The sequence below is a fragment of the Qipengyuania gaetbuli genome, assembly GCF_020171365.1.
GTDB lineage: Bacteria > Pseudomonadota > Alphaproteobacteria > Sphingomonadales > Sphingomonadaceae > Qipengyuania > Qipengyuania gaetbuli_B.
In genome coordinates, this window is the sequence record NZ_JAIUZO010000002.1 from 1,446,840 (window position 1) to 1,467,716 (window position 20,877).

Here is a 20,877-nt window from a genome sequence, read left to right on the forward strand (position 1 = left end):
GCCAAGGAAAGGATGCCCATGAACAGAATCGCTCTCTTTGCAGCCGCCAGCGCCATGCTTGCCGCGCCGCTCGCCGCCCAGACCGCCGACCCGCTCGCCGAGGTGGATGCGCAAGGCGATCGCACCGCCCGCGTTGCCCAGCAGATCTGGGACTGGTCGGAACTCGGCTATCTCGAAGCGCGCTCGAGCGGGCTGCTGCAGGACGAGCTGCAGAGCGAAGGCTTCAAGGTCGAAGCGGGCGTTGCCGACATCCCCACCGCCTTCATGGCCGAATGGGGCAAGGGCGGTCCGGTCATCGCTATCCTGGCCGAATATGATGCGCTGCCGGGCATCAGCCAGACCTCATCGCCCACGCGCGAGCAGTCGGAACTCGGCGCCGGCCATGCCTGCGGGCACAATCTGTTCGGGGCGGGTTCGCTGACGGCGGCGATCGCGGTCAAGCGCTGGCTGGAAAAGACCGGCACGCCCGGTCGCATCCGGCTGTACGGCACGCCTGCCGAGGAAGGTGGCTCGGGCAAGGTCTACATGACCCGCGCCGGACTGTTTGAGGATGTCGACATCGCGCTGCACTGGCACGCCGACGACGAGAACAGCGCGGCTGCCCGCACCAGCCTTGCCAACCGTTCGGCCAAGTTCCGGTTCCGCGGCGTCTCTGCCCATGCGGCCGGCGCGCCCGAACGCGGGCGCAGCGCGCTCGATGGGGTCGAGGCGATGAACATGATGGTCAACATGATGCGCGAGCACACCAGCATGGATACGCGCATCCACTACGTCATCACGGAAGGCGGCGCGGCCCCGAACGTGATCCCCGATTTCGCGGAGGTGTTCTATTACGTCCGCCATTCCGATGCCGACGAAGTGCGTGCCTTGTGGACCCGCCTCGAAGCCGCCGCCAAGGGCGCGGCGATGGGAACGGGTACCGATGTCGACTGGGAGATCATCCACGGCAACAACCCGCTGCTGGTGAACGAGACGCTCGCGCGGGTGATGGACGCCAAGCTGCGCAGCCTCGGCGGTATCGAGTATACGGCGGAAGAGAAGGCGTGGGCGGAGAAGATCTCGGCCAGCTTCGGCGACAATGCCAAGCCGCTCGAGGAAGCGGCCAAAGTCCAGCCTTACGAAAAGACGCTGGGCTATGGCTCGACCGACGTGGGCGATGTGTCCTGGGCCACGCCCACGGTCGGAGTGCGCACGGCGACCTGGGTCCCGGGCACCAGCGCGCATAGCTGGCAGGCAGTCGCTGCAAGCGGCCATTCGATTGGGCACAAGGGGGCGGAACTTGCCGCCAAGGCGCTCACGCTGATGGCGGCGGAACTCTACACCAATCCGCAGCTGCGCGAGGCAGCGCGGGCCGAATTCGTCGAATCGCGCGGCGAGGATTACGAGTACGTCTCGCTCGTGGGCGACCGCGCCCCGCCGCTCGACTATCGCAAGTAATCAGCTCCGCGCGCGGGCGGCCAATGCCTCGATCGTCGGGGCGAGCGGCGTGACATCGTAGCCGGCCACCATGGCGAGGCCCGCGATTTCGGCGGGATCGCGGCCCGCAGCCGCCTGGGCAAGCGACCACAGGAATGTGGAACGCGTGCCCGACCTGCAGAAGCCGAGGATCGGCCCGTCATTTTCGTCGAGAGCGGCTTGCAGCGCCTCGACTTCGGCCGGGCCGAAGCCGCCGGGCCGGATCGGTATGGCGAGATAGCCGATGCCTGCCTCGGCAGCGGCAGCCTCGATTGCGGCACCGTCGGGCTGGCCGGGTTCTTCGCCTTCCGGACGATTGTTGACGATCAGCGTGATGCCGAGCGCTTTGGCGGTGGCGACGTCATCCGGTTGGATCTGCGGACTGGCGTAGAAGCTATCGGTGACCTTGCGGAAATCGATCATGCCGCGCCCCCTTCGCTAGCGGCCGCAGCAAGCCGCGTGCGGCGACGGCGCTGGACGATGTTGAGGATTTCGACACCGACCGAGAAGCCCATCGCGGCGTAGATGTAGCCCTTGGGCACGTGGAAGCCGAAGCCGTCGGCGATCAGCACGAGGCCGATCATCACGAGGAAGGCCAGCGCCAGCATCACCAGCGTCGGGTTCTTCTCGATGAAGCGCGCCAGCGGGTCGGCGGCGACCATCATGATGCCGACGGTGATGACTACGGCCGTGACCATGATCGGGATGTCGTCGGTCATGCCGACTGCGGTGAGGATCGAATCGACCGAGAAGACGAGGTCGATGGCCACGATCTGCGCGATCACCGCGCCGAATGTCGCCTTCACGGCAGCACCGGCCCCCGGCGTCTTGTCGAGCAGGTCGCCGGAATCGTCTTCCGGCTCCATCGAGTGGTGGATTTCCTTGGTGGCCTTCCACAGCAGGAAGAAGCCGCCTGCCAGCAGGATCAGGTCGCGGCCCGAAAACGCCGTTTCGAAACTCGGCTCGCCGTATTCGTTTGCCGCGCCCACGATGCCGAGGTCGAACAGCGGGGTCTGGAGCGTCACCAGCCAGCCGATCAGCATGAGGAGGCCGATGCGCATGATCAGCGCCAGCGCCAGGCCGATCCTGCGGGCCCGCTGCTGCTGGTGTTCGGGCAGCTTGTTCGACAGGATCGCGATGAAGATGAGGTTGTCGACCCCGAGGACGACTTCGAGCGCGATCAGCGTGAGCAGGGCGAGCCAGGCAGCCGGATCGCTCAACAGGGCTATGATATCCATGCGGGCGCGATGGCGAAGGAACGGGCCTGATGCAAGCGAAACGCTGCTGCAGTGCGCCATGCGGAAATGTCACAATCGTGCGCGACAAGGGCCTCAAATGCTAAAACATTCGCGTGTCGCGTTCTTTCGCGCTATGCGTAGGGTCATGAGGGGTAGGTCTCGCGCGTTTTCGCACGTGCCCGCCCGCGCTCGGCACGTCTTTCAGCCCTCGTGCCGGCGCACTGACTACCGGGCTGAGCACAAGGTATTTCGAGGGTTATGGGTTACGACAGAGGGCGGCGCCGCGGACGGGACAAGCGGGACGGTTTCGGTGAAGACAATTACGATCCGTTCGGTGGCCCCCCGGGTGGCTTCGAACAGCAGGGCGGCGGCTTCGGCGGCGGCGACCGATTCGGTGGCGACCGCGATCGCGGCGGCTACGGCGGCGGTGACCGCGGTGGTTTCGGCGGCGGTGACCGTGGCGGCTTCGGCGGCGGCAACCGTGGCGGTGGCGGCTTCGGCGGCGGCCCGCGTGGCGGCGGCGGAAATCGCATGCCCGCCCAGGTCGTCGGCACCGGCAAGGGTACGGTGAAGTTCTTCAACGCACAGAAGGGCTTCGGCTTCATTCAGCAGGAAACCGGCGGCGAAGACATCTTCGTCCACATCAGTGCTGTCGAACGCGCAGGCCTCGAAGGCCTTGCCGAAGGCCAGGAATTGGAATTCAACTTGGTGGATCGCGGCGGCAAGGTGTCGGCGCAGGATCTCCAGGTCGTCGGTGACGTCATCGAAGTCGAACAGCGCAGCGCCGCACCGCGCCGCGAACTGACCGGCGAAAAGGCGACGGGTACCGTCAAGTTCTTCAATTCGATGAAGGGCTTCGGCTTCCTGACCCGCGACGATGGCCAGCCGGACGCATTCGTGCACATCAGCGCGGTCGAGCGTTCGGGCCTGTCCGCCATCAACGAGGGCGAACGCTACGAGTTCGATCTCGAGGTCGACCGACGCGGCAAGTACTCGGCGGTCAATCTCGTCCCGGCGGAATAATTCCGCCGGAATCCTCCCGCCCGGTTTGACCCGCGGCGAGCGAGGCAATAGATCGTCGATCAACACGCAGATGGCGGTTCCCTGATGGGGCCGCCATTTGTCGTTTCAATTTCGTGAGTGCCGGAGGCCCCATGTCGATTACCCCGTTGATGCCCGTCTATCCCCGTTGCGGCGTGCGCCCCGTCGAAGGCGACCATTGCCACCTGATCGACGAGGACGGCACCCGCTACCTCGACTTCGCCAGCGGCATCGCGGTCAATTTGCTCGGCCACAGCCATGCCGGCCTGATCGGCGCCATCCAGCGCCAGGCCGAAAAGCTGATGCACGTCTCCAACCTCTACGGCAGCCCGCAGGGCGAGGCGCTGGCACAGCGCCTGGTCGATGCGACCTTCGCGGATACGGTGTTCTTCACCAATTCGGGCGCGGAAGCGGTCGAGGCCGCGATCAAGACCGCGCGCGCCTATCACCAGCACGAGGACGGCAATTCCGACCGCTTCGAACTGATCACCTTCTCCAACGCCTTCCACGGCCGCACGATGGCAACCATCAGCGCGTCCAACCAGGAGAAGATGCACAAGGGGTTCTACCCCATGCTGGCCGGCTTCAAATATGCCGAGTTCGACAATCTCGACAGCGCCAAGGCGCTGATGAGCGACAAGACGGCCGGTTTCCTCGTCGAGCCGATCCAGGGCGAAGGCGGCATCCGTCCCGCTTCGGACGAGTTCATGCATGGCCTGCGCGCCCTGTGCGACGAACACGACCTGATGCTGGTCCTCGACGAGGTGCAGTGCGGCGTTGCCCGTACCGGCAAGCTCTACGGCTACGAACATTACGGCATCGAGCCCGACATCATGGCGACCGCCAAGGGCATCGGTGGCGGCTTCCCGCTGGGCGCCTGCCTCGCGACCGAAAAGGCCGCGCGCGGCATGGGCTTCGGCACGCATGGTTCCACCTATGGCGGCAACCCGCTTGCGATGGCTGCCGGCATGGCGGTCATGGATGCCGTCGCGAATGACGAATTCCTCGCCGAAGTCACCGAAAAGGGCGAGCGCCTGCGCGCCCGTCTCGAACAGTTCATCGGCAATTATCCTGACCTGTTCGAGCTCGTTCGCGGCAAGGGCCTGATGCTCGGCCTGAAGATGAAGGTCGAAAGCCGTCCCTTCTTCGTCCACCTGCGCGACAACCACCAGCTGCTGACGGTGGCCGCCGGCGACAACACGCTGCGCGTCCTGCCCCCGCTGGTGGCAGGCGATGCGGAATTCGACGAATTCATCGAGAAGCTTTCCGCAGGCGCGGCGAGCTTCGAGCCGGAAGACGCCTGATGGCAGGCGGCAGCGCACTCGACCTGGGGCCGGCAGTGAGGAATTTCCTCGACCTGTCGGACGCAGGCGGGAATGCGATTGCCGCCATGCTTGCCGATGCGCAGGACCGCAAGGCGGCGCGGGCGGGCTGGCCCAAGGGCAAGCCCGATTGCGACGCGCCGCTCGCGGGCCATGTGCTCGGCATGATCTTCGAGAAGAATTCGACCCGTACGCGGGTGAGTTTCGATATCGCGATGCGCCAGCTCGGCGGATCGGCGCTGATCCTCGATTCCGGCACCAGCCAGTTGGGGCGCGGTGAAAGCATCGCCGACACTGCCCGGGTGCTCAGCCGGATGGTCGATGCGATCATGATCCGTACCGACGATCACGCCAAGGCCGAGGAACTGGCGCACTATGCCCACGTGCCGGTGATCAACGGGCTGACCGACCGGTCGCATCCCTGCCAGATCGTCGCCGACCTGCTGACCATGGTGGAACACGGCAAGGCGCTGCCCGGGCTGGAGCTCGCATGGCTGGGCGACGGCAACAACGTGCTCCATTCGATCCTTGAAGCGGCCGGTATCTTCAAGTTCAACGTCCGGGTCGGCACGCCGCAGGGCTACGAGCCCGAAGCCGAGTTCGTGGAGATGGCGCGCGCCGGAGGTGCAAATGTCCTGCTGACCAAGGATGCGCAGGAAGCGGCGCGGGGCGCCGATATCGTCGTCACCGACACTTGGGTATCCATGGGCCAACAGCACGCGCACAACAAGCTGGCGGCGATGGCTCCGTTCCAGGTCGACAAGCGCCTGATGCAACTTGCCGCACAGGACGCGAAATTCCTCCATTGCCTGCCTGCGCATATCGGCGAGGAAGTCACCGAGGACGTGTTCGAGAGCCCGCAATCGGTCGTCTTCGACGAGGCCGAGAACCGGATCCACGCGCAGAAATCCGTCCTGCTGTGGTGCTTCGGCCTGCTCGCCGCGGGCAACTGACCCCTGTTAATCGGGGCATGCCGCCCCATATGGCGCCCATGACGCAGATTCCCGCTTCACCCGAAGAGACCTTCGCCGGTCGCACGCTCGCTTTCGCCATCCCCTCGCGCAATGCGCGCGGCAGGGTCGTGCGCCTTGATCGTACGCTCGACGAAATCCTCGGAGCGCACGACTATCCTGCCCCTGTCACGCACCTGCTGGCAGAAGCGCTGGTGCTGGCGACGCTGATCGGCGGACTGCTCAAGGACGATGCATCGCAAGTGACGATGCAGGCGCAGACCGAGGCCGGCGCGGTCCGGCTGCTGGTCTGCGACTACAAGGCGGGCGCGCTTCGCGGATACGTCGATTTCGACGAGGCGAAGCTGGCAGAACTGGGGGCCAATCCATCGCTCTTCGCCCTGTTCGGGAAGGGCTATCTGGCGATCACTTTCGACATGGCCGACGGGCGCGGGCGGTATCAGGGGATCGTGCCGCTCGAAGGCGATTCGCTGGCCGATGCCTGCCAGAGCTATTTCTTCCAGTCCGAGCAGGTGCCGACGCTGATCCGCACGGCCGTCAGGTCGGGCAAGAACGGCAGTCTTGCTGCAGGCATGCTCCTGCAGCACCTGCCCGATGGCGAGGAAGGGCGCGAGCGGCTGCACGCTCGGCTCGACCATCCGGAGTGGGAACATGTGGCTGTCATGGGCGGCTCGCTCCGCCATGACGAACTGCTCGACGAGGCACTTTCGCTCGAAGCGATCGTCTGGCGCCTGTTCCATGAAGAAGACGAAGTACGCATAATCGCGGGACACGAAGTAACCCGCGGTTGTCGCTGCTCGAAAGAGCATTACGAAATGGTACTTGCGAAGTTTCCCGAAGCGGATCGCGCCGAAATGCGCGACGATGACGGGATCATCATGGTCGATTGCGCATTCTGTTCGCGCAAGTTCCCGATCGAAGCGTAAATCCTGCCTGTCGAGGCGGAACCGACAACCGAATGTCGCTGTTCTACAACCGTTCAGCGCGAATTGTTCATAGACTGATGCTAGCGAATCGGCTCGCGAGCACGATGACGAGGTGGATCATGGGACCTTTCAAGGCCCGCAAACGCATGGCTGTTCTGGGCGCGATTGTCGCCCTGCCGGCGCTTGGCCTGGCTGCGCCTTCGCTGGCGCAGGCCTCGCTCGCCATGCTCGCCTCGCTCGATAGCGGTGCATGGGAGGTCCGTTTTCGTGACGGCAGCCCCAGCCGCAAGCTGTGCGTGCGCAGCGGGCGCGAGTTCATCCAGCTCCGCCATACGGAGAGCGGGTGCAACCGCTTCGTCGTCGAAGATGGCAAGGACGAGGTGACGGTCCAGTATACCTGTCCGGGCAATGGCTACGGCCGCACGAATATCCGTAAGGAAGGGTCCGGCCTGGTCCAGATCGACAGCCAGGGGATTGCCGACGGTCGTCCGTTCCAGTTCTCTGCCGAAGCCCGCCGGACCGGCGCCTGCAAGTGAGCATTGCCGAGGCGGCGGCTCTCCGTTAGCTGCCCCTCTCATGCCTGCAACTGACACCCAGCCGAAACCTGCGGCCGTCCTGCTCCTGTCGGGCGGCCTCGATTCCATGGTAACAGCCGCGCTGGCCCAGGAGGCCGGCTTTGCCGTCCATGCGCTCACCATCGATTATGGCCAAAGGCACAGCCGCGAACTTGAATCGGCCCGGGCGATTGCCGAGCGTCTCGGCGCGGAGCGTCATGTCGAACTGCCGCTCGATCTCAGGAAGTTCGGCGGCTCGGCCCTGACCGACGATATCGATGTGCCGAAAACCGGCGTCGGTGACGATATTCCGGTCACCTATGTCCCCGCGCGCAACCTCGTCTTCCTTGCGCTGACGACCGCGTTTGCCGAAAGCGCCGGCTCGAGCGACATCTTCATCGGCGTGAATGCCCTGGATTACTCGGGCTATCCCGATTGCCGGCCCGAATTCATTGCCAGCTTTGCCGAAACGGCACGGCTCGGCACCAAGCAGGGCGTGGAGGGCAAGCCCTTCAACATCCACGCCCCGCTCCAGCATATGACCAAGGCGGACATCGCGCGCGAGTGCCACCGCCTCGGTCTTGATCCGTCCTGGAGCTGGTCATGCTACGACCCAAGCCCCGACGGACTGGCGTGCGGAGCCTGCGACTCGTGCCGCTTGCGTCGAAAGGGCTTTGCCGAGGCGGGTCTTGTCGATACGACCGCCTACAAGGCCGATGCGCCGGAACTGAGGGAGTGAGAGATTGAGCCAGACTGATGCGAGCAACGAGACAGCTACACAGACATCGGCTCAACCAGACGCGAAGGTCCCTGCCTATAGCTGGTACGCACTGGGCGTGCTGGTCGTGGTCTACATGCTCAACTTCATCGACCGGCAGATTCTCTCGATCCTCGCCAACGATATCAAGGCCGACCTAGGTGTCGGCGACGACTATCTGGGCTTTCTCTACGGGACCGCATTTGCGGTCTTTTACGCGCTCTTCGGGATCCCCCTCGGCAAGCTGGCGGATAGCTGGAAGCGCGTCCGGTTGATGGCCATCGGCCTGACGCTGTGGTCGGCCATGACCGCAATGTCGGGCTTTGCGAAGACCGCGGCAGGCCTGACGGTTGCCCGTATCGGCGTGGGCGTCGGCGAAGCGACCGCCAGCCCCTCGGCCTATTCACTCATTTCGGACTGGTTCCCTGCGCGACTGCGTGCCACTGCCCTCGCGATCTATTCGTCGGGCCTGTATGTCGGCGGCGGCATCTCGCTGCTGATCGGCGCGATGGTGGTCGAGGCCTGGAACGAGGCATATCCCGGCGGCGGCCCGCTGGGGCTCGTAGGCTGGCAGGCTGCATTCCTTGCGGTCGGCATTCCCGGCCTGCTGCTCGCCATCTGGGTCCTCAGCCTGCGCGAACCGGTCCGCGGCGAAATCGACGGCCTGCCCACGCCTGAAGATCCCGAGCCGTTTCGCGGCTTCCTGCGCGAACTGTTCCAGGTCATTCCGCCGTTCACGATTTTCGGCGCGGCCATGCGCGGTACTTCGGCGTTGATGGTCAACCTTGCGGGCCTCGTGGGCTTTGCTGTCCTCGCTTGGGTGATGACCCAGATCGCACCTGCCAGTGCCGCACTGCTACCCGGCATAGTATCGGACCAGTGGCTCTTCCTCGGCATCGGCTATTACGCCGTATTCAGCTGGGCTATGGGTCTGAAGGCGCGTGACCTGCCCACCTTCAAGCTGACCTGGGGATCGCCGGCCTTCCTGACCGTCATCCTCGGATACGGCATGGTCGCCTTCATGTCCTATGCGGGGTCTTATTGGGGCGCCCCTTATGCGGAGCGCGCGTTGGGCGCGGCGAAGTCTGACCTCGGCTGGTTCCTCGGTGCACCTGCGGCAGTGGCGGGCTTCCTCGGCGTGATCCTGGGCGGACGCCTCGCCGACTTCCTGCTCGAGCGTCGCCCCGAGGGCCGTCTCTACGTGGTGATGTTCGGCCTCGTGGCTCCGATCCCGGCGCTCCTAATCGCCTACACGACCGACGCGCTCGTCACTTTCTATATCGCTAGCTTCTTTGCCAACATGTTCTCGGCATCGGCGCTCGGTGCAGCCGCTGCGAGCAGTCAGGCCCTGGTCCTGCCGCGGATGCGCGGCCTTGCGACGGCAACTTTCTTCCTGTCGACCACGCTGGTCGGCCTGGGGCTGGGTCCGTTCATGGCGGGCTATGTCTCCGCCACCAACGGCGACAACCTGTCCTTCGGTGTGCTGTCGACCCTCGTCGCCGTGCCGATCGGCTTGGTGCTGCTGCTCGCTGCCATGAAGCTCGTACCTGCAGCCGGGGCGAGCGTTGTGGAGCGCGCCCGGGCCGCAGGGGAAAACGTCTAGGCCAGTAGGCGATCAGGCGGGGCGCAACACCCCGCACGCGATCCGCGATCCGGCATCGCCGGCAGGATCGCTGCGATAGTCGTCTGCGCCAGCATGGATCATCACCGCCGTTCCGTCCGCGTCGAAGATATCGGCGAGGACCTGGTCGCGCGTTCCAGAGAGGTCGAACTCGGCAGTAGCGGTGCTGTTAGCCCCGACAACAAGGTTGGGCAGGTCCCCTAAATGCTTGCCGGAAGGGTTCTCGCTGCCGTGCTGGCGACCTGCCGGGTTTAGATGTCCGCCAGCGCTGGTGAAGCCCGGTGCTTCGCACTTGCCGGTCGTATGAAGGTGGAAGCCATGAGGGCCCGGCTCGATACCGGTAACGGCAATGGCGATGCTCACCGTGGTGCCGTTCGACAGGAGCTGCGCCGTGCCTGCCGGAACGCCGTTTGCGAGCGTCAGGCTCGCCTGGCCCACGCGGTCCGTCGGTAAGTCGCTCAACGTGCTGCATCCGCCAAGAGCGAGAGCGAGCAGGGCAGGGGCGGCTAGTTTCTTCGCTATCATGTGATCGATCCTCGGAAGTTTCTTGCTTCTGCAAGGCCCAACGAAAAAGGGGCCGGATTGCTCCGGCCCCTAATCCTGTTTCCACCTTGAAGGGTAGAATTACATGCCCGAACCCGGACCGTAGGTGACTTCCACACGACGGTTCTGGAGTTCACGGACACCGTCGGCAGTCGGAACGCGAAGCTGCGTTTCGCCGAAGGCTTCGCTGCTGATCCGGCCATCGGGGATGCCGCGGGCGGTCAGGTAGTCGCGAACCGACGAGTTACGACGCTCTGCCAGGCCCATGTTGTACTGGGCCGAGCCCGAGGTATCGGTGTGGCCAGCGAGCATGACCGAGGCCATGCCGCAGTTGGCGTAAGCCGAAACCGCGTTGTCGAGGATCGTCGCTGCTTCCGGAGTGATGTCCGACTCGTCCCAGTTGAAGAAGACGATGTACGGGCCCTGCTGGCACACCGGAGCCGGCGGCGGGGGCGGCGGCGGCGGGGGCGGCGGGGGAGGCGGCGGCGGCGGCGGCGGCGGCGGCGGCGGCGGCGGGGTCGGAGCACCGAAGTTGTAGGTCAGGGTGCCCATAAGCGAGTGCGTGCGCCACTTTTCGTCGAGCGAACGACCACCGAGGTCGACCAGCTCAACGTCTTCAGCGGTGAACATGCGGTAACGCAGGCCGACGTCGACACTGTCGCTCAGCGGAGCGTTGATGCCGGCGATCAGCTGCCAGGCAAGGTCGGTGCTCGAATCGTCGATCGAAGCGGCGCCGTAATCGACGACACGTGCTTCGACGCTGGTGCGAGCGACACCGATACCGGCGCCTGCATAGAACTGAAGGCCATCGTCCGAACCGAAGTCGAACAGACCGTTCAGCATGAAGCTGAGAGCATCGATACCACCGCCGGCCGCCGGATATTCACCGGCCGGAGCGACACTGCCGGTGCCGTATGCGAGGCTGGAACCGACGTCGACGCTGTCGAGCGAGGCATCGCGGTAGCTGGCTTCTGCTTCGAGGCGGAACGCACCGAAGTCATAACCGACATAACCACCGCCATCGAAACCGTAGTCGGTGTCGAGGCTGACGATGCTGGTTTCGTTGCCGTCGGCATCGCGAACGGCGAGGTCGAGATCTTCCGCGAGCATCGGGCCGAATTCAGCGCCGATGTACCACGAATTGTCTCGTGCGAGGGCAGGCGATGCAAGGGCCGTAGAGGCCATCGCCATTCCTAGGACGAAATTCCGCATTATTTATTTCCCCTTTTTGCGAATTTAAGCCACCGAGTGAAACTTATCTAACTTTCCCTCAGCAAGGTGGCAAGCGGCCATTGAACGGGAACTGTTGCAAGAATGTCGCGATTCCCGTCAGATTACTGGGTTGTCCGGCGGGTTTCCCCGTCCAGCACGCGGCTTTAACGTGACCGCCTGAAACTAGTTCCGACAAATCAGACGAATAGGCCGAACTGTCGCAAAACGGCTACAACCTCGCCGATGGCAGTACGGGCCTCGGCGTCGATGACGCTGCCTCCCGAAGGCTCAGTAGGAGCATCCGCGCGCACCCATTCGGCGCCCGCGCGCGTCTTGCCGAAACCGCGACCGGCGCAGATCAGCCAGACCCGCCAGTCGCCCGGCGGGGCGAGCTGTTCGTCGCGCCCCCAGACCTCCCAGTGCCAGCTGCCCAGCGCCTCGCGCTCGTGCGGCTGCAGCGCCTTGTCGAGATCGCGCCGACGGATCACGCCGACATCGCCCTCGGCGCGAAACCAGCTTCCACGGCTTTCGCGCGGCCTAGCGGCCATCGGTCTTGCGCGCCCGCTTCGCTTCGAGGGCAGCGGCGGCTTCCTCGCGGCGGCGGATCTCGTCGATCTTGGCATTGATCGATTTCATCGTGGCAAGCTCGTCGTCGAGCGTGGCGCGCCCCTTCTCCTTGGCTACCGTGTCGCGGTGCGCGATCAGGCAGCGAAAGGCGGTGCCAATGTCGAACTTGCGCTTGTTGCCGTCCTTGTCGATGTCCTCGAGCCGCCCTTCGCGCAGGCGGGAGAGCAGCTCCATCTCCAGATTGTCGTATCCTTCGGCGAGGGCCGCATACCACTGGCGGGCGAACTCGGCTTTCTCGCGGCGGGTCTTGTAGACCAGGCTCTGGCTGACGCCGGCCAGCTCGCAGGCGGCCTTCACGTTCGAGGTTTCGGCCAGCGCGTTGATGAAAATCCTCTCCCAGTTCTTCTTCGCCATGCGCTCCTCCGATTGAAAACGACGGCGGACACGAAAAAGGGCGGTGGCCGATGCGGCCCTGCCCGTTCGAATCACACTATCGCGATGTTCCATTTGTCTAGCCAAATAGCGTTACGATGTCAATAAAAAATAACCAAATAGGTTATCTCGGGGAGCTTGCCTACAGGGCGGCGCTCGCCTAATTGCATCGCTTCCAACGGGAAGGGTCACACCGGTGCTGCGCAGCCTCTACAACTGGACGATGGACAAGGCCGCGCACCCGCATGCGGTGTGGTGGCTGGCCTTTTTCTGCTTCGTGGAATCCTCCTTCTTCCCGATCCCGCCGCACCCGCTGCTGGGCCTCATGTGCCTTGCCGAACCGAAGAAGGCGCTGAAATTCGCCACCGTCGCCACCCTGGCATCGGTCGCGGGCGCGCTGCTCGGCTATGCGATCGGCTGGGGGCTCTACGACACGGTCGGCGTGTGGCTGATCTCCAGCCTCGGCCTCAGCGAAGCCTTCCCGGTCGCGGCGTGCCACCTCAAGGAATACGACTTCGAGGCGATCCTGATCGCCGGCGCCACGCCTGTCCCGTTCAAGCTGCTGACGATCACTGCCGGCTTCGTCGGGATGAACCTCGTGACCTTCGTCCTGTCGAGCCTGTTCGCCCGCGCGCTGATCTTCATGACGGTCGGTATCCTGTTCCGCGTCTTCGGCGCGCCGATCAAGCGGTTGATCGACAAGTACCTCGGCCTGCTGACCACGCTGTTCGTCGTGCTGGTGGTGGGCGGCGTGCTGGTGCTCGCCCAGTTCGGCAGCAGCGATGAAGGCAGCGACGACGTCTGCGCCAACGCCACGGCTATCGAGGCGGGCGCCTAGCCAAGCGCATAGGCCGCGAGCCGCTCGCGGTCGGGCACCCTGATGCGGCCATAGCCGCGTTCCACCAGCCGTTTCGCCTGCAATTCGCGCAGGGCTGCATTGGCGGTCGCGCGCGTCACGCCGAGGAGTTCGGCCAGTTCCTGCTGGGTGATCGCCACCGTCCCGTCCTCACCCGCCATGTTGGCGAGCAGTTCGGCAAGTCGCGCAGGGTTGGTCCCGCGCCGTACGCTGGCAAGGATCGCGAGCACGTCCTGCAGCTGCGCCGACAATGCGCCGAGCAGGGCCTTGCTCGATGCCGGGTAATTGCCCAGCGCATCGAGGAACCGGCGTGCGGCGATGAAGCGGATGCGGCTGGTCCCGCGCGACACGGCATCGACGATGCGCGGGCGGCCGGAGAACACCGCCAGCTCGCCATAGGATTCGCCCGGGCCCAGCAGGGCCATCGCGCGGAACTCTCCATCGGGCAGGAACTGGCCGACCATGACCGAGCCTTCCTCGATCAGCCAGAAACCGTCCGCCTGCGTCCCGCGCTGCTGGATAAGCTGCCCGTCGGCGAATTCCCGGTCGACGCCGCCATTGCGCAAATGCGCCTGGAGCGACGGATCGAGCGCGGTGAACAGCATGGGTGTCACCAGCGAGCGCCGAGTCGTGCGAGAATGTAAAATATTGGACATTCTTGCACCTCGGTAAACGCTACAAGGCGAATCGACAAGTTTGTCCGGGGAGAGGACACATGCCTGCATCGACCATCGCCATCGTGGCGATCTACCTTGGTTTCGCGCTGCTGGAGCTGTGGCGCTCCAACCTGTTTTCGAAGGAAGAACAGTCGCGCGACGACGGGATCGTCGAGGCCATCAGCATGACCATGCTGCTCGCCGTGACCCAGCCGACCGTGCTGCTCCTGGCGGGCAAGATCGCCGACACGGTCGCACCGCAATATGCAGGCGCGCTGTCGGGCCTCAACATCTTCGCCGCGATCGCGCTGTTCCTCGTGCTCGACGACATGCTGCAATACTGGTGGCACCGCGCGAGCCATTCGACGCCATGGCTCTACAACCTCCACCGCGCCCACCACAACGCGCGCTACATGAGCGTGCGGCTCGTCTACCGGAACAACATCATCTACTACGCCATGATGCCCAGCCTGTGGATGTCGGGCGTGCTGATCTGGCTCGGGCTCGGCTGGGTCTATGCGGGCTACATCGTGGTGAAGCTGCTGGTCATCACCGGCGCGCATTCGGACGTCGCCTGGGACAAACCGCTTTATGCGAAGAAGTGGCTTTCGCCCGTCATGTGGGTGGTCGAGCGCACCATCTCGACGCCCGCCACGCACCATGCTCACCACGGCCGCCATGCCGACGATCCGGCGGTCCACTACAAGGGAAATTACGGAAACCTGCTGTTCTTCTGGGACGTGCTGTTCGGCACGGCCAAGATCACCCGCACCTTCCCGGAAAGCTACGGGGTCGAGAATCTCGCGCCCGCAACGCTCGGCCAGCAATTGCTGTGGCCGATCTTCCCGGAGAACAAGGTGATGGACGAACCGGTTGGAGAGGGGACGACCGCAAAGGTCGCCTGACGGAAAGGCCGGCCGGTTTTCGCGACCCTCCGGCCGGTCTTTCCATTTCCGCTCAACCTTCGAAGGCGGTTTCCAGCGTAATTTCGCAGTCCAGCAGGCGCGAGATCGGGCAGTTCGCCTTGGCGTCTGCAGCCAGTTCCTCGAACTTCCCCTCGTCCATTCCCGGGACCGATCCCCTGGTGGACAGGGCCGAGCGGGTCACGGTGAAGCCGCCGTCGAGCTTTTCCAGCGTCACTTTCGCTTCGGTTTCGACCTTGCCGTCGGTGAAGCCGGCTTCCGCCAGCTTGAACGATAGCGCCATGGTGAAGCAGCTGGCATGGGCCGCGGCCACGAGCTCTTCCGGGTTGGTCCCGGCAGCATCCTCGAAGCGCGTGTTGAACCCGTAGGGCTGGTCCGACAGCGCGCCCGAGCCGGTCGAGACATGGCCCTTGCCGTCCTTGCCGAGGCCTTCGTAGGTCGCGCTGCCGCTATTGGTCGTCTTCATCGGTGCAATCTCCTTTGCACCGATGAGACGGATGGCCGCACCTGCCGTTCCCGGCTTGTCAGATGATGCCGACGGCCTTGCCCGACTTCTCGAAGATATCGAGGATCTGGCCGACCTCTTCCTCGCTGTGTTCGGCGCAGAGCGAGCAGCGCAGCAGCGTCATGTTGGCAGGCGTTGCCGGCGGACGCGCGAGGTTCACGTAGAGCCCGTTCTTGATCAGCGCTTCCCACATGGCCGCGCCCTGCTGGAGGTCGGGCATGATCACCGCGATGATCGCGCTCTGCGGTTCCTCGGTCCCGAGCTGGAAGCCCAGGTCCTTCAGGCCCTTGTGAAGTGCCTTGGAATTTTCCCAGAGATGCGCGCGCTTGTTCGACCCGTGCATCAGCTTGCGGATCGAGGTGCAGGCGGTCGCCACCACGCTCGGCGGAAGCGAGGCGGTGAAGACATAGGGGCGGCACACCAGGCGCATGATCTCGAACTTGGGATGGTTCGAAACGCAGAAGCCGCCCACCGTGCCCACGCTCTTGGAGAAGGTGCCGATGATGAAATCGCAATCGTCGATCACGCCGGCCGCTTCGCACACGCCGCGCCCGTGTTCGCCGATGAAGCCCATCGAATGCGCTTCGTCGACCAGCACCATGGCGCCGTATTTCTTGGCGACCGCGACCATTTCCTTCAGCGGCGCGACGTCGCCCAGCATCGAATAGACGCCTTCGAGGATGACCAGCTTGCCGGCGCCTTCGGGAATGCGCTTGAGGCGCTTTTCCATCGCTTCGATGTCGTTGTGCTTGAAGGGCACGACTTCGGCATTGCCCATCGCGCAGCCGTCCCAGATGCTGGCATGGCTGTCGATGTCGAGGATGATGTAATCACCCTTGCCCGCGATGGTGCTGATGATCCCGAGATTGGCCTGGTAGCCGGTCGAGAAGACCATCGCATGGTCCATGTCATAGAAGTCCTTGAGCGCTTCCTCGACGTCCTTGTGACCCTGGTAAGTGCCATTGAGCACGCGGCTGCCGGTGGTGCCCGCACCGAAATCGGCCAGCGCCTGCTTGCCCGCCTCGACCACGTCGGGGTCGAAGGTCATGCCCATGTAGTTGTAGGTGCCGAGCAGGATCGTCTCGCGTCCGTTGCAGATCGCGCGTGTTGGCGAGAGGACCTTTTCCATCACCAGGTTGAAGGGATCCTCGACACCGCTGTCGAGCAGGCCCTGGCGCATGGCGATGATGTCGTCGAACTTGGAGAACAGGTCCTTGCCTTCGCCCTCGCGCTCGATCGGCTGGTCCGGCTGGGAGATGCCCTCGCTCATCAGCCGGCCTGCATCTTGGTGACGGCATCGACGAGCTGGCCGTAGGTTTCGATCTCGGCCTGCTGGTTCATCGAGATGATGATGTCGAACTCGTCCTCGATCTCGGCGACGAAATCCATGACCGTCAGGCTGTCGAATTCCAGGTCGTTCTGGAAGCTCGTGTCTTCGGTGATGGTGACGCCCTTCTTGTTGAAGGGTTCGGCGATCTCGCGAATCTTCGCGTCGACTTCCGCTCGGTCCATGAAGGTCCTGTCCTTGTAATGCGTGGCGAGCCGCAGCTGTTGCGGTTCATAACCATTGGCGCGGCAAAGCGGTTTCCGCAGGGTTTTGTCAAGCGCGGCGGCGCGTTCCTATTCGCCGACCAGGCGGCGCACGGCGGCCATGAAGGGGCCGATAGACACCGGCTTGGCGAGATAATCCTCTGCCCCGGCACCGCGAATCCGTTCCTCGTCGCCCTTGCCGGCATAGGCGGTCACGGCCAGCACCGGCACTTTCGCCAGTTCGCCGTCGCGCTTTATTTCGGCGATCAGGTCGACCCCGCTCACGCCGGGCAGCTGGATGTCCATGATGACGAGGTCGGGCGAGAACTTGCGCGCCGTCGCCAGCACGTTGTTGCCGTCGGCCACGGGAACAACTTCGTGCCCGTTTGCCTTGAGCACGTCACAGAACAACTTGCGATTGAGATCGTTGTCCTCGACAACGAGGATTCTTCTTGCCACGGGCCTGCCGTCTCCTGCGAATGGCGCAAGTACCGGCAGGCGGCATAGGGACAAGCGAAAGGGCTGACAATTCCTGCATCGGACAAAGCTGACGAAACGCGCGCGCCGGAAGTCCTGGCGCTGGAAGCGCTGGGCTGGGCGCTGGTCGACGAGCGCCGGGCAGAGCGCCTCTTGTCGCTGACCGGCCTCACGCCCGAACGCCTGCGCCACGGCATCGCCGAACGCGAAGTGCAGGCCGCAGTGCTCGAATTCCTCGCAAATCACGAACCCGACCTTATCTCGGCAGCCGATGCGCTGGGCACGACGCCCGAAGCGCTGGTCGCTGCCTACAGGAGCCTGTCACAATGAGCCGCCCGCTGATCATCACCGATTGCGACGAAGTCCTGCTCTACATGGTGTCGCCCTTCCGCGACTGGCTGGACGAGACGCAGGGCGTCGACTTCCACATGGGCACGAACGATTTTTCCAAAGCGCTGCGCTGGCAGGAAAGCGGCGAATATCTTGCGCCCGAAGAAATCTGGCACATGCTGGGCCGCTTCTTCGATACCGAAATGCATCGCCAGTCGCCCATTCCCGGCGCGATCGAGGGCATCAACACGCTGGGCGAGAAGGCCGACGTGGTGGTGCTGACCAACCTCGTCGACAAGCGCCAGCAGATGCGCACCGAGCAGCTGGCCGACCACGGTTTGACCGCACGGGTCTTCACCAACCAGGGCCCCAAGGGCCCGGCGCTGCAGCGCATCCTCGAAGAATACAATCCGACCAAGGCGATCTTCATCGACGACCTTGCGCAGCACCACCGCTCCGCACGCGAGACGATCGGGTCGATCACCACGCTACACTTGTGCGGCGAGCCCATGCTTGCCCCGCATATCGACTGTGCCCACACCTCCGGCCATGCCGATGCCCGCATCGACTGCTGGACCGAGGCGCTGCCCTGGCTGATGGGCGAACTGGAGAGGGAAGAAGCATGAGCATCGAAGCGAAACTGGCAGAACTCGGCATCACCCTGCCGCAGGCGGCGGCACCGGTCGCCAGCTACCAGGCCGTGGTCGTCACCGGGAACATGGCCTTCCTGTCGGGCCAGCTGCCGTTCGTCGACGGCCAGCTCGTCACCGGCAAGCTGGGCGCCGACGTTTCGCTCGAAACCGGCCAGCAGGCCGCGCGCGCCTGCGGGCTGATGATACTTGCCCAGCTCAAGGCAGCCGGGCTGCTCGAACGCGTGGAACAGGTGGTCAAGCTTGGCGGCTTCGTTGCCAGCACGCCCGATTTCACCGACCAGCCCAAGGTCGTGAACGGCTGCAGCGACTTGATGGCCGAGGTCTTCGGCGATGCCGGCAAGCACGCGCGCAGCGCGGTCGGGGTGCCGGTCCTTCCGCTCGACGCCGCGGTCGAGGTCGATGCGATTGTCGCCCTTCGCCCTCATTGACCGGCTGGTCGTTCCGGCACCCGACCCCGTGCGGGTCGAGTGGCTGCGGACATGGACCTATGCCCATCGCGGCCTTCACGGGCCGGGCCGTATCGAAAACGGGCCGAGCGCCTTTCGCGCCGCGGTGGAAGCGGGCCTCGGGCTCGAATGCGATATCCAGCGCAGTGCCGACGACTGGCCGATGGTCTTCCACGACTGGGATTTCGCCCGGCTGGTCGGGCGACCGGAGAAGACGGAAGCGCTGACCCGCGAAGAATGGCGCGAGCTGGCCTATCTCGAAAGCGAGGACCGGCCGATGGACCTGCCCGAGCTGCTGGCGATGGTCGCAGGCCGGGTGCCGCTGCTGATCGAGATCAAGTCGCGGCGCGGCTACGATGTCGAACTGACCTGCCGGCGGGTAGCCGATGCGCTGGAAGGCTATGTCGGTCTCCACGGTGTGATGAGTTTCGATCCGCGCGTCTCGCGCTGGTTCGCCAGGCATAACCCGCAAACGGTGCGCGGCCTCGTCATGCGCGAGGACGAGCGCGGCTACACGCAGTCGGCCGCCAGCCGCCATCTCGCCTTGTGGGCGGCGCGCCCCGAATTCATCGCCTACCATGTCGCGGCCCTGCCGAACCCGATGGTCGCGGAACTGAAGGCGCGCGGTATGCCGGTCCTCACCTGGACGGTGAACTCGCCCGAAAGCCGCGCGGTCGGCGAAGAGCATGCCGACGCCCTGATCGCGGAAGGAGCGGGACTGGCGTGAGCGAGGGCGACCTGGCGGCAAGGGTGGCGGGATCGGTGGGCGCGATCGACCGCGATGCCTGGAACGCGCTTGCCGGGGACAATCCCTTCGTATCGCACGAATTCCTCACCGCGCTGGAGGATTCGGGCAGTGTCGGTCCCGGCACCGGCTGGCAGAGCGCGCCGCTGGTCATCTCTTCGGCAGGCGGGCCGCCGCTCGCTGCCATGCCCACCTATCTGAAGAGCCACAGCCAGGGCGAATATGTCTTCGACCATGCCTGGGGCGATGCCTACGAGCGGGCGGGGGGGCAGTATTACCCCAAGCTCCAGATCGCTGCGCCTTTCACGCCGGCGACGGGCCCGCGCCTGCTGCTGTCGGACGAGAGCCTTGCCGCGTCCCTCCTGAAAGCGGCCGAGCAATTGTGCCTGCAGAACGGCTTTTCGAGCGCGCATGCGACTTTCATCGAACCGGCGCAGGTCGCCCTGTTCGAAAAGGCCGGCTGGCTGATCCGCAAGGACCTCCAGTTCCACTGGCACAATCGCGGGTTTGCAAATTTCGACGATTTCCTCGCCACGCTCACCTCGCGCAAGCGCAAGGATTTGCGCAAGGAACGCGCCGCGGCGCAGGAAGGGCTGGAGATCGTGAAGCTGCGGGGCGGGGAGATCCGGCCCGAACACTGGGATGCCTTCTGGGTCTTCTACCAGGACACCGGCGCACGCAAATGGGGCCGGCCCTATCTGACGCGGGAGGCCTTCGACCTGTTCCACGAGCGGATGGGCGAGAAACTGTTGCTGATCCTTGCGCTGGAAGACGGGCTGCCGATTGCCGGCGCGCTCAATTTCATCGGGGGAGATGCGCTCTACGGGCGCTACTGGGGCTGCACGAAGGACGTGCGCTTCCTGCATTTCGAACTGTGCTATTACCAGGCCATCGATGTTGCCATCGAACTGGGTCTCGACAGGGTCGAAGCCGGCGCGCAGGGCGGGCACAAGCTGGCCCGCGGATATGAACCTGTCGAAACGGTCTCGGCGCACTGGATCGCCGATCCGGGTTTTCGCGAGGCGGTGGCCGATTTCCTGACACGCGAACGCGCCGGAGTGGCGGCCGATCGCAACCACCTCGCGCGCCGCACCCCGTTCAGGCGCGGCGGGTAGGG

26 protein-coding genes are annotated in these 20,877 nt (G+C 64.7%); 15 read left to right on the forward strand and 11 right to left on the reverse strand.

Annotated elements, in window-relative coordinates:
• Positions 1–18: 18 nt before the first annotated feature.
• The gene (locus tag LCL94_RS07755) at positions 19–1,437 is read left to right on the forward strand and encodes an amidohydrolase (protein ID WP_224831701.1); all 1,419 of its coding nucleotides are present in this window, start codon (positions 19–21) and stop codon (positions 1,435–1,437) included.
• Here LCL94_RS07755 and LCL94_RS07760 read toward each other — a convergent pair whose 3' ends face one another.
• Together LCL94_RS07760 and LCL94_RS07765 are read right to left on the reverse strand one after the other, a co-directional pair.
• Positions 1,438–1,878 (reverse strand): TIGR01244 family sulfur transferase, encoded by a 441-nt coding sequence (locus LCL94_RS07760; protein ID WP_224831702.1) that lies wholly within the window; start codon positions 1,876–1,878, stop codon positions 1,438–1,440. It abuts the gene before it with no gap.
• Positions 1,875–2,693 carry a TerC family protein gene (locus tag LCL94_RS07765; protein WP_224831703.1) on the reverse strand — a complete coding sequence of 273 codons (819 nt, stop codon included), beginning with the start codon at positions 2,691–2,693 and terminating at the stop codon, positions 1,875–1,877. The genes LCL94_RS07760 and LCL94_RS07765 overlap by 4 nt, the downstream gene beginning before the upstream one ends.
• Before the next feature lie 258 nt (positions 2,694–2,951).
• Between LCL94_RS07765 and LCL94_RS13475 the strand changes: the two genes are divergently transcribed.
• The 7 genes from LCL94_RS13475 (at position 2,952) to LCL94_RS07805 (ending at position 9,867) form a co-directional block, all read left to right on the forward strand.
• Positions 2,952–3,716: a cold-shock protein gene (locus LCL94_RS13475; protein WP_318245571.1), complete on the forward strand. Its 765-nt coding sequence runs from the start codon at positions 2,952–2,954 to the stop codon at positions 3,714–3,716.
• 131 nt (positions 3,717–3,847) lie between these two features.
• Positions 3,848–5,038 carry an aspartate aminotransferase family protein gene (locus LCL94_RS07780; RefSeq protein WP_224831704.1) on the forward strand — a complete coding sequence of 397 codons (1,191 nt, stop codon included), beginning with the start codon at positions 3,848–3,850 and terminating at the stop codon, positions 5,036–5,038.
• Positions 5,038–6,009 carry an ornithine carbamoyltransferase gene (argF, locus tag LCL94_RS07785; protein WP_224831705.1) on the forward strand — a complete coding sequence of 324 codons (972 nt, stop codon included), beginning with the start codon at positions 5,038–5,040 and terminating at the stop codon, positions 6,007–6,009. Before LCL94_RS07780 ends, argF begins: the two co-directional genes overlap by 1 nt.
• Before the next feature lie 38 nt (positions 6,010–6,047).
• Positions 6,048–6,953, forward strand: coding sequence for an Hsp33 family molecular chaperone HslO (locus tag LCL94_RS07790; protein WP_224831706.1), 906 nt, complete (start codon positions 6,048–6,050; stop codon positions 6,951–6,953).
• 119 nt (positions 6,954–7,072) lie between these two features.
• Positions 7,073–7,489, forward strand: a complete 417-nt coding sequence (locus LCL94_RS07795) for a DUF3617 domain-containing protein (protein ID WP_224831707.1) — start codon at positions 7,073–7,075, stop codon at positions 7,487–7,489.
• A gap of 40 nt (positions 7,490–7,529) precedes the next feature.
• Positions 7,530–8,246 (forward strand): 7-cyano-7-deazaguanine synthase QueC, encoded by a 717-nt coding sequence (gene queC, locus LCL94_RS07800; RefSeq protein WP_224831708.1) that lies wholly within the window; start codon positions 7,530–7,532, stop codon positions 8,244–8,246.
• 4 nt (positions 8,247–8,250) lie between these two features.
• Complete coding sequence (locus tag LCL94_RS07805) at positions 8,251–9,867, forward strand: MFS transporter (protein ID WP_224831709.1); 1,617 nt, start codon at positions 8,251–8,253, stop codon at positions 9,865–9,867.
• A 12-nt stretch (positions 9,868–9,879) separates the two neighbouring features.
• On the opposite strand, the gene LCL94_RS07810 is transcribed toward LCL94_RS07805, so the two are convergent.
• The 4 genes from LCL94_RS07810 to LCL94_RS07825 all read right to left on the reverse strand — a co-directional run bounded on the left by LCL94_RS07810 (position 9,880) and on the right by LCL94_RS07825 (position 12,621).
• Positions 9,880–10,347: a superoxide dismutase family protein gene (locus LCL94_RS07810; RefSeq protein WP_224831710.1), complete on the reverse strand. Its 468-nt coding sequence runs from the start codon at positions 10,345–10,347 to the stop codon at positions 9,880–9,882.
• 162 nt (positions 10,348–10,509) lie between these two features.
• Positions 10,510–11,640 (reverse strand): OmpA family protein, encoded by a 1,131-nt coding sequence (locus tag LCL94_RS07815; RefSeq protein ID WP_318245572.1) that lies wholly within the window; start codon positions 11,638–11,640, stop codon positions 10,510–10,512.
• Between the two features lie 197 nt (positions 11,641–11,837).
• The gene (locus LCL94_RS07820) at positions 11,838–12,188 is read right to left on the reverse strand and encodes a hypothetical protein (RefSeq protein WP_412070776.1); all 351 of its coding nucleotides are present in this window, start codon (positions 12,186–12,188) and stop codon (positions 11,838–11,840) included.
• Positions 12,178–12,621: a hypothetical protein gene (locus LCL94_RS07825; RefSeq protein ID WP_224831711.1), complete on the reverse strand. Its 444-nt coding sequence runs from the start codon at positions 12,619–12,621 to the stop codon at positions 12,178–12,180. The genes LCL94_RS07820 and LCL94_RS07825 overlap by 11 nt, the downstream gene beginning before the upstream one ends.
• Positions 12,622–12,835: 214 nt before the next feature.
• Here LCL94_RS07825 and LCL94_RS07830 point away from each other — a divergent pair, with 214 nt between their 5' ends.
• Positions 12,836–13,477, forward strand: coding sequence for a YqaA family protein (locus LCL94_RS07830; RefSeq protein ID WP_224831712.1), 642 nt, complete (start codon positions 12,836–12,838; stop codon positions 13,475–13,477).
• On the opposite strand, the gene LCL94_RS07835 is transcribed toward LCL94_RS07830, so the two are convergent.
• Positions 13,474–14,100 (reverse strand): Crp/Fnr family transcriptional regulator, encoded by a 627-nt coding sequence (locus LCL94_RS07835; protein ID WP_224832682.1) that lies wholly within the window; start codon positions 14,098–14,100, stop codon positions 13,474–13,476. The two genes, LCL94_RS07830 and LCL94_RS07835, sit on opposite strands and share 4 nt — an antisense overlap.
• A 110-nt stretch (positions 14,101–14,210) precedes the next feature.
• Here LCL94_RS07835 and LCL94_RS07840 point away from each other — a divergent pair, with 110 nt between their 5' ends.
• Entirely contained in the window at positions 14,211–15,056 is an 846-nt protein-coding gene (locus tag LCL94_RS07840) for a sterol desaturase family protein (protein WP_224831713.1), read from the forward strand.
• A gap of 52 nt (positions 15,057–15,108) precedes the next feature.
• Here the strand turns inward: LCL94_RS07840 and LCL94_RS07845 are convergent, their stop codons facing one another.
• The 4 genes from LCL94_RS07845 to LCL94_RS07860 form a co-directional block, all read right to left on the reverse strand.
• Positions 15,109–15,540: an OsmC family protein gene (locus LCL94_RS07845; protein WP_224831714.1), complete on the reverse strand. Its 432-nt coding sequence runs from the start codon at positions 15,538–15,540 to the stop codon at positions 15,109–15,111.
• Between the two features lie 58 nt (positions 15,541–15,598).
• Positions 15,599–16,849, reverse strand: coding sequence for a serine palmitoyltransferase (spt, locus tag LCL94_RS07850; protein WP_224831715.1), 1,251 nt, complete (start codon positions 16,847–16,849; stop codon positions 15,599–15,601).
• A complete protein-coding gene (locus LCL94_RS07855; protein WP_224831716.1) occupies positions 16,849–17,091 on the reverse strand; it encodes an acyl carrier protein in 243 nt (80 codons plus the stop codon). Before LCL94_RS07855 ends, spt begins: the two co-directional genes overlap by 1 nt.
• Before the next feature lie 108 nt (positions 17,092–17,199).
• A complete protein-coding gene (locus LCL94_RS07860) occupies positions 17,200–17,568 on the reverse strand; it encodes a response regulator (protein ID WP_160608753.1) in 369 nt (122 codons plus the stop codon).
• Between the two features lie 141 nt (positions 17,569–17,709).
• Here LCL94_RS07860 and LCL94_RS07865 point away from each other — a divergent pair, with 141 nt between their 5' ends.
• The 5 genes from LCL94_RS07865 to LCL94_RS07885 are packed head-to-tail and all read left to right on the forward strand — an operon-like array spanning position 17,710 to position 20,875.
• On the forward strand, positions 17,710–17,916 hold the full coding sequence (locus LCL94_RS07865; protein WP_412070793.1) for a DUF3572 family protein: 207 nt from the start codon (positions 17,710–17,712) through the stop codon (positions 17,914–17,916).
• The gene (locus LCL94_RS07870; RefSeq protein ID WP_224831717.1) at positions 17,913–18,542 is read left to right on the forward strand and encodes an HAD family hydrolase; all 630 of its coding nucleotides are present in this window, start codon (positions 17,913–17,915) and stop codon (positions 18,540–18,542) included. Before LCL94_RS07865 ends, LCL94_RS07870 begins: the two co-directional genes overlap by 4 nt.
• On the forward strand, positions 18,539–18,997 hold the full coding sequence (locus LCL94_RS07875) for a RidA family protein (RefSeq protein ID WP_222554900.1): 459 nt from the start codon (positions 18,539–18,541) through the stop codon (positions 18,995–18,997). The genes LCL94_RS07870 and LCL94_RS07875 overlap by 4 nt, the downstream gene beginning before the upstream one ends.
• Positions 18,969–19,742, forward strand: coding sequence for a glycerophosphodiester phosphodiesterase family protein (locus LCL94_RS07880; protein ID WP_224831718.1), 774 nt, complete (start codon positions 18,969–18,971; stop codon positions 19,740–19,742). The genes LCL94_RS07875 and LCL94_RS07880 overlap by 29 nt, the downstream gene beginning before the upstream one ends.
• A complete protein-coding gene (locus tag LCL94_RS07885; protein ID WP_224831719.1) occupies positions 19,739–20,875 on the forward strand; it encodes a GNAT family N-acetyltransferase in 1,137 nt (378 codons plus the stop codon). The genes LCL94_RS07880 and LCL94_RS07885 overlap by 4 nt, the downstream gene beginning before the upstream one ends.
• The last annotated feature ends 2 nt before the right edge of the window (positions 20,876–20,877 follow it).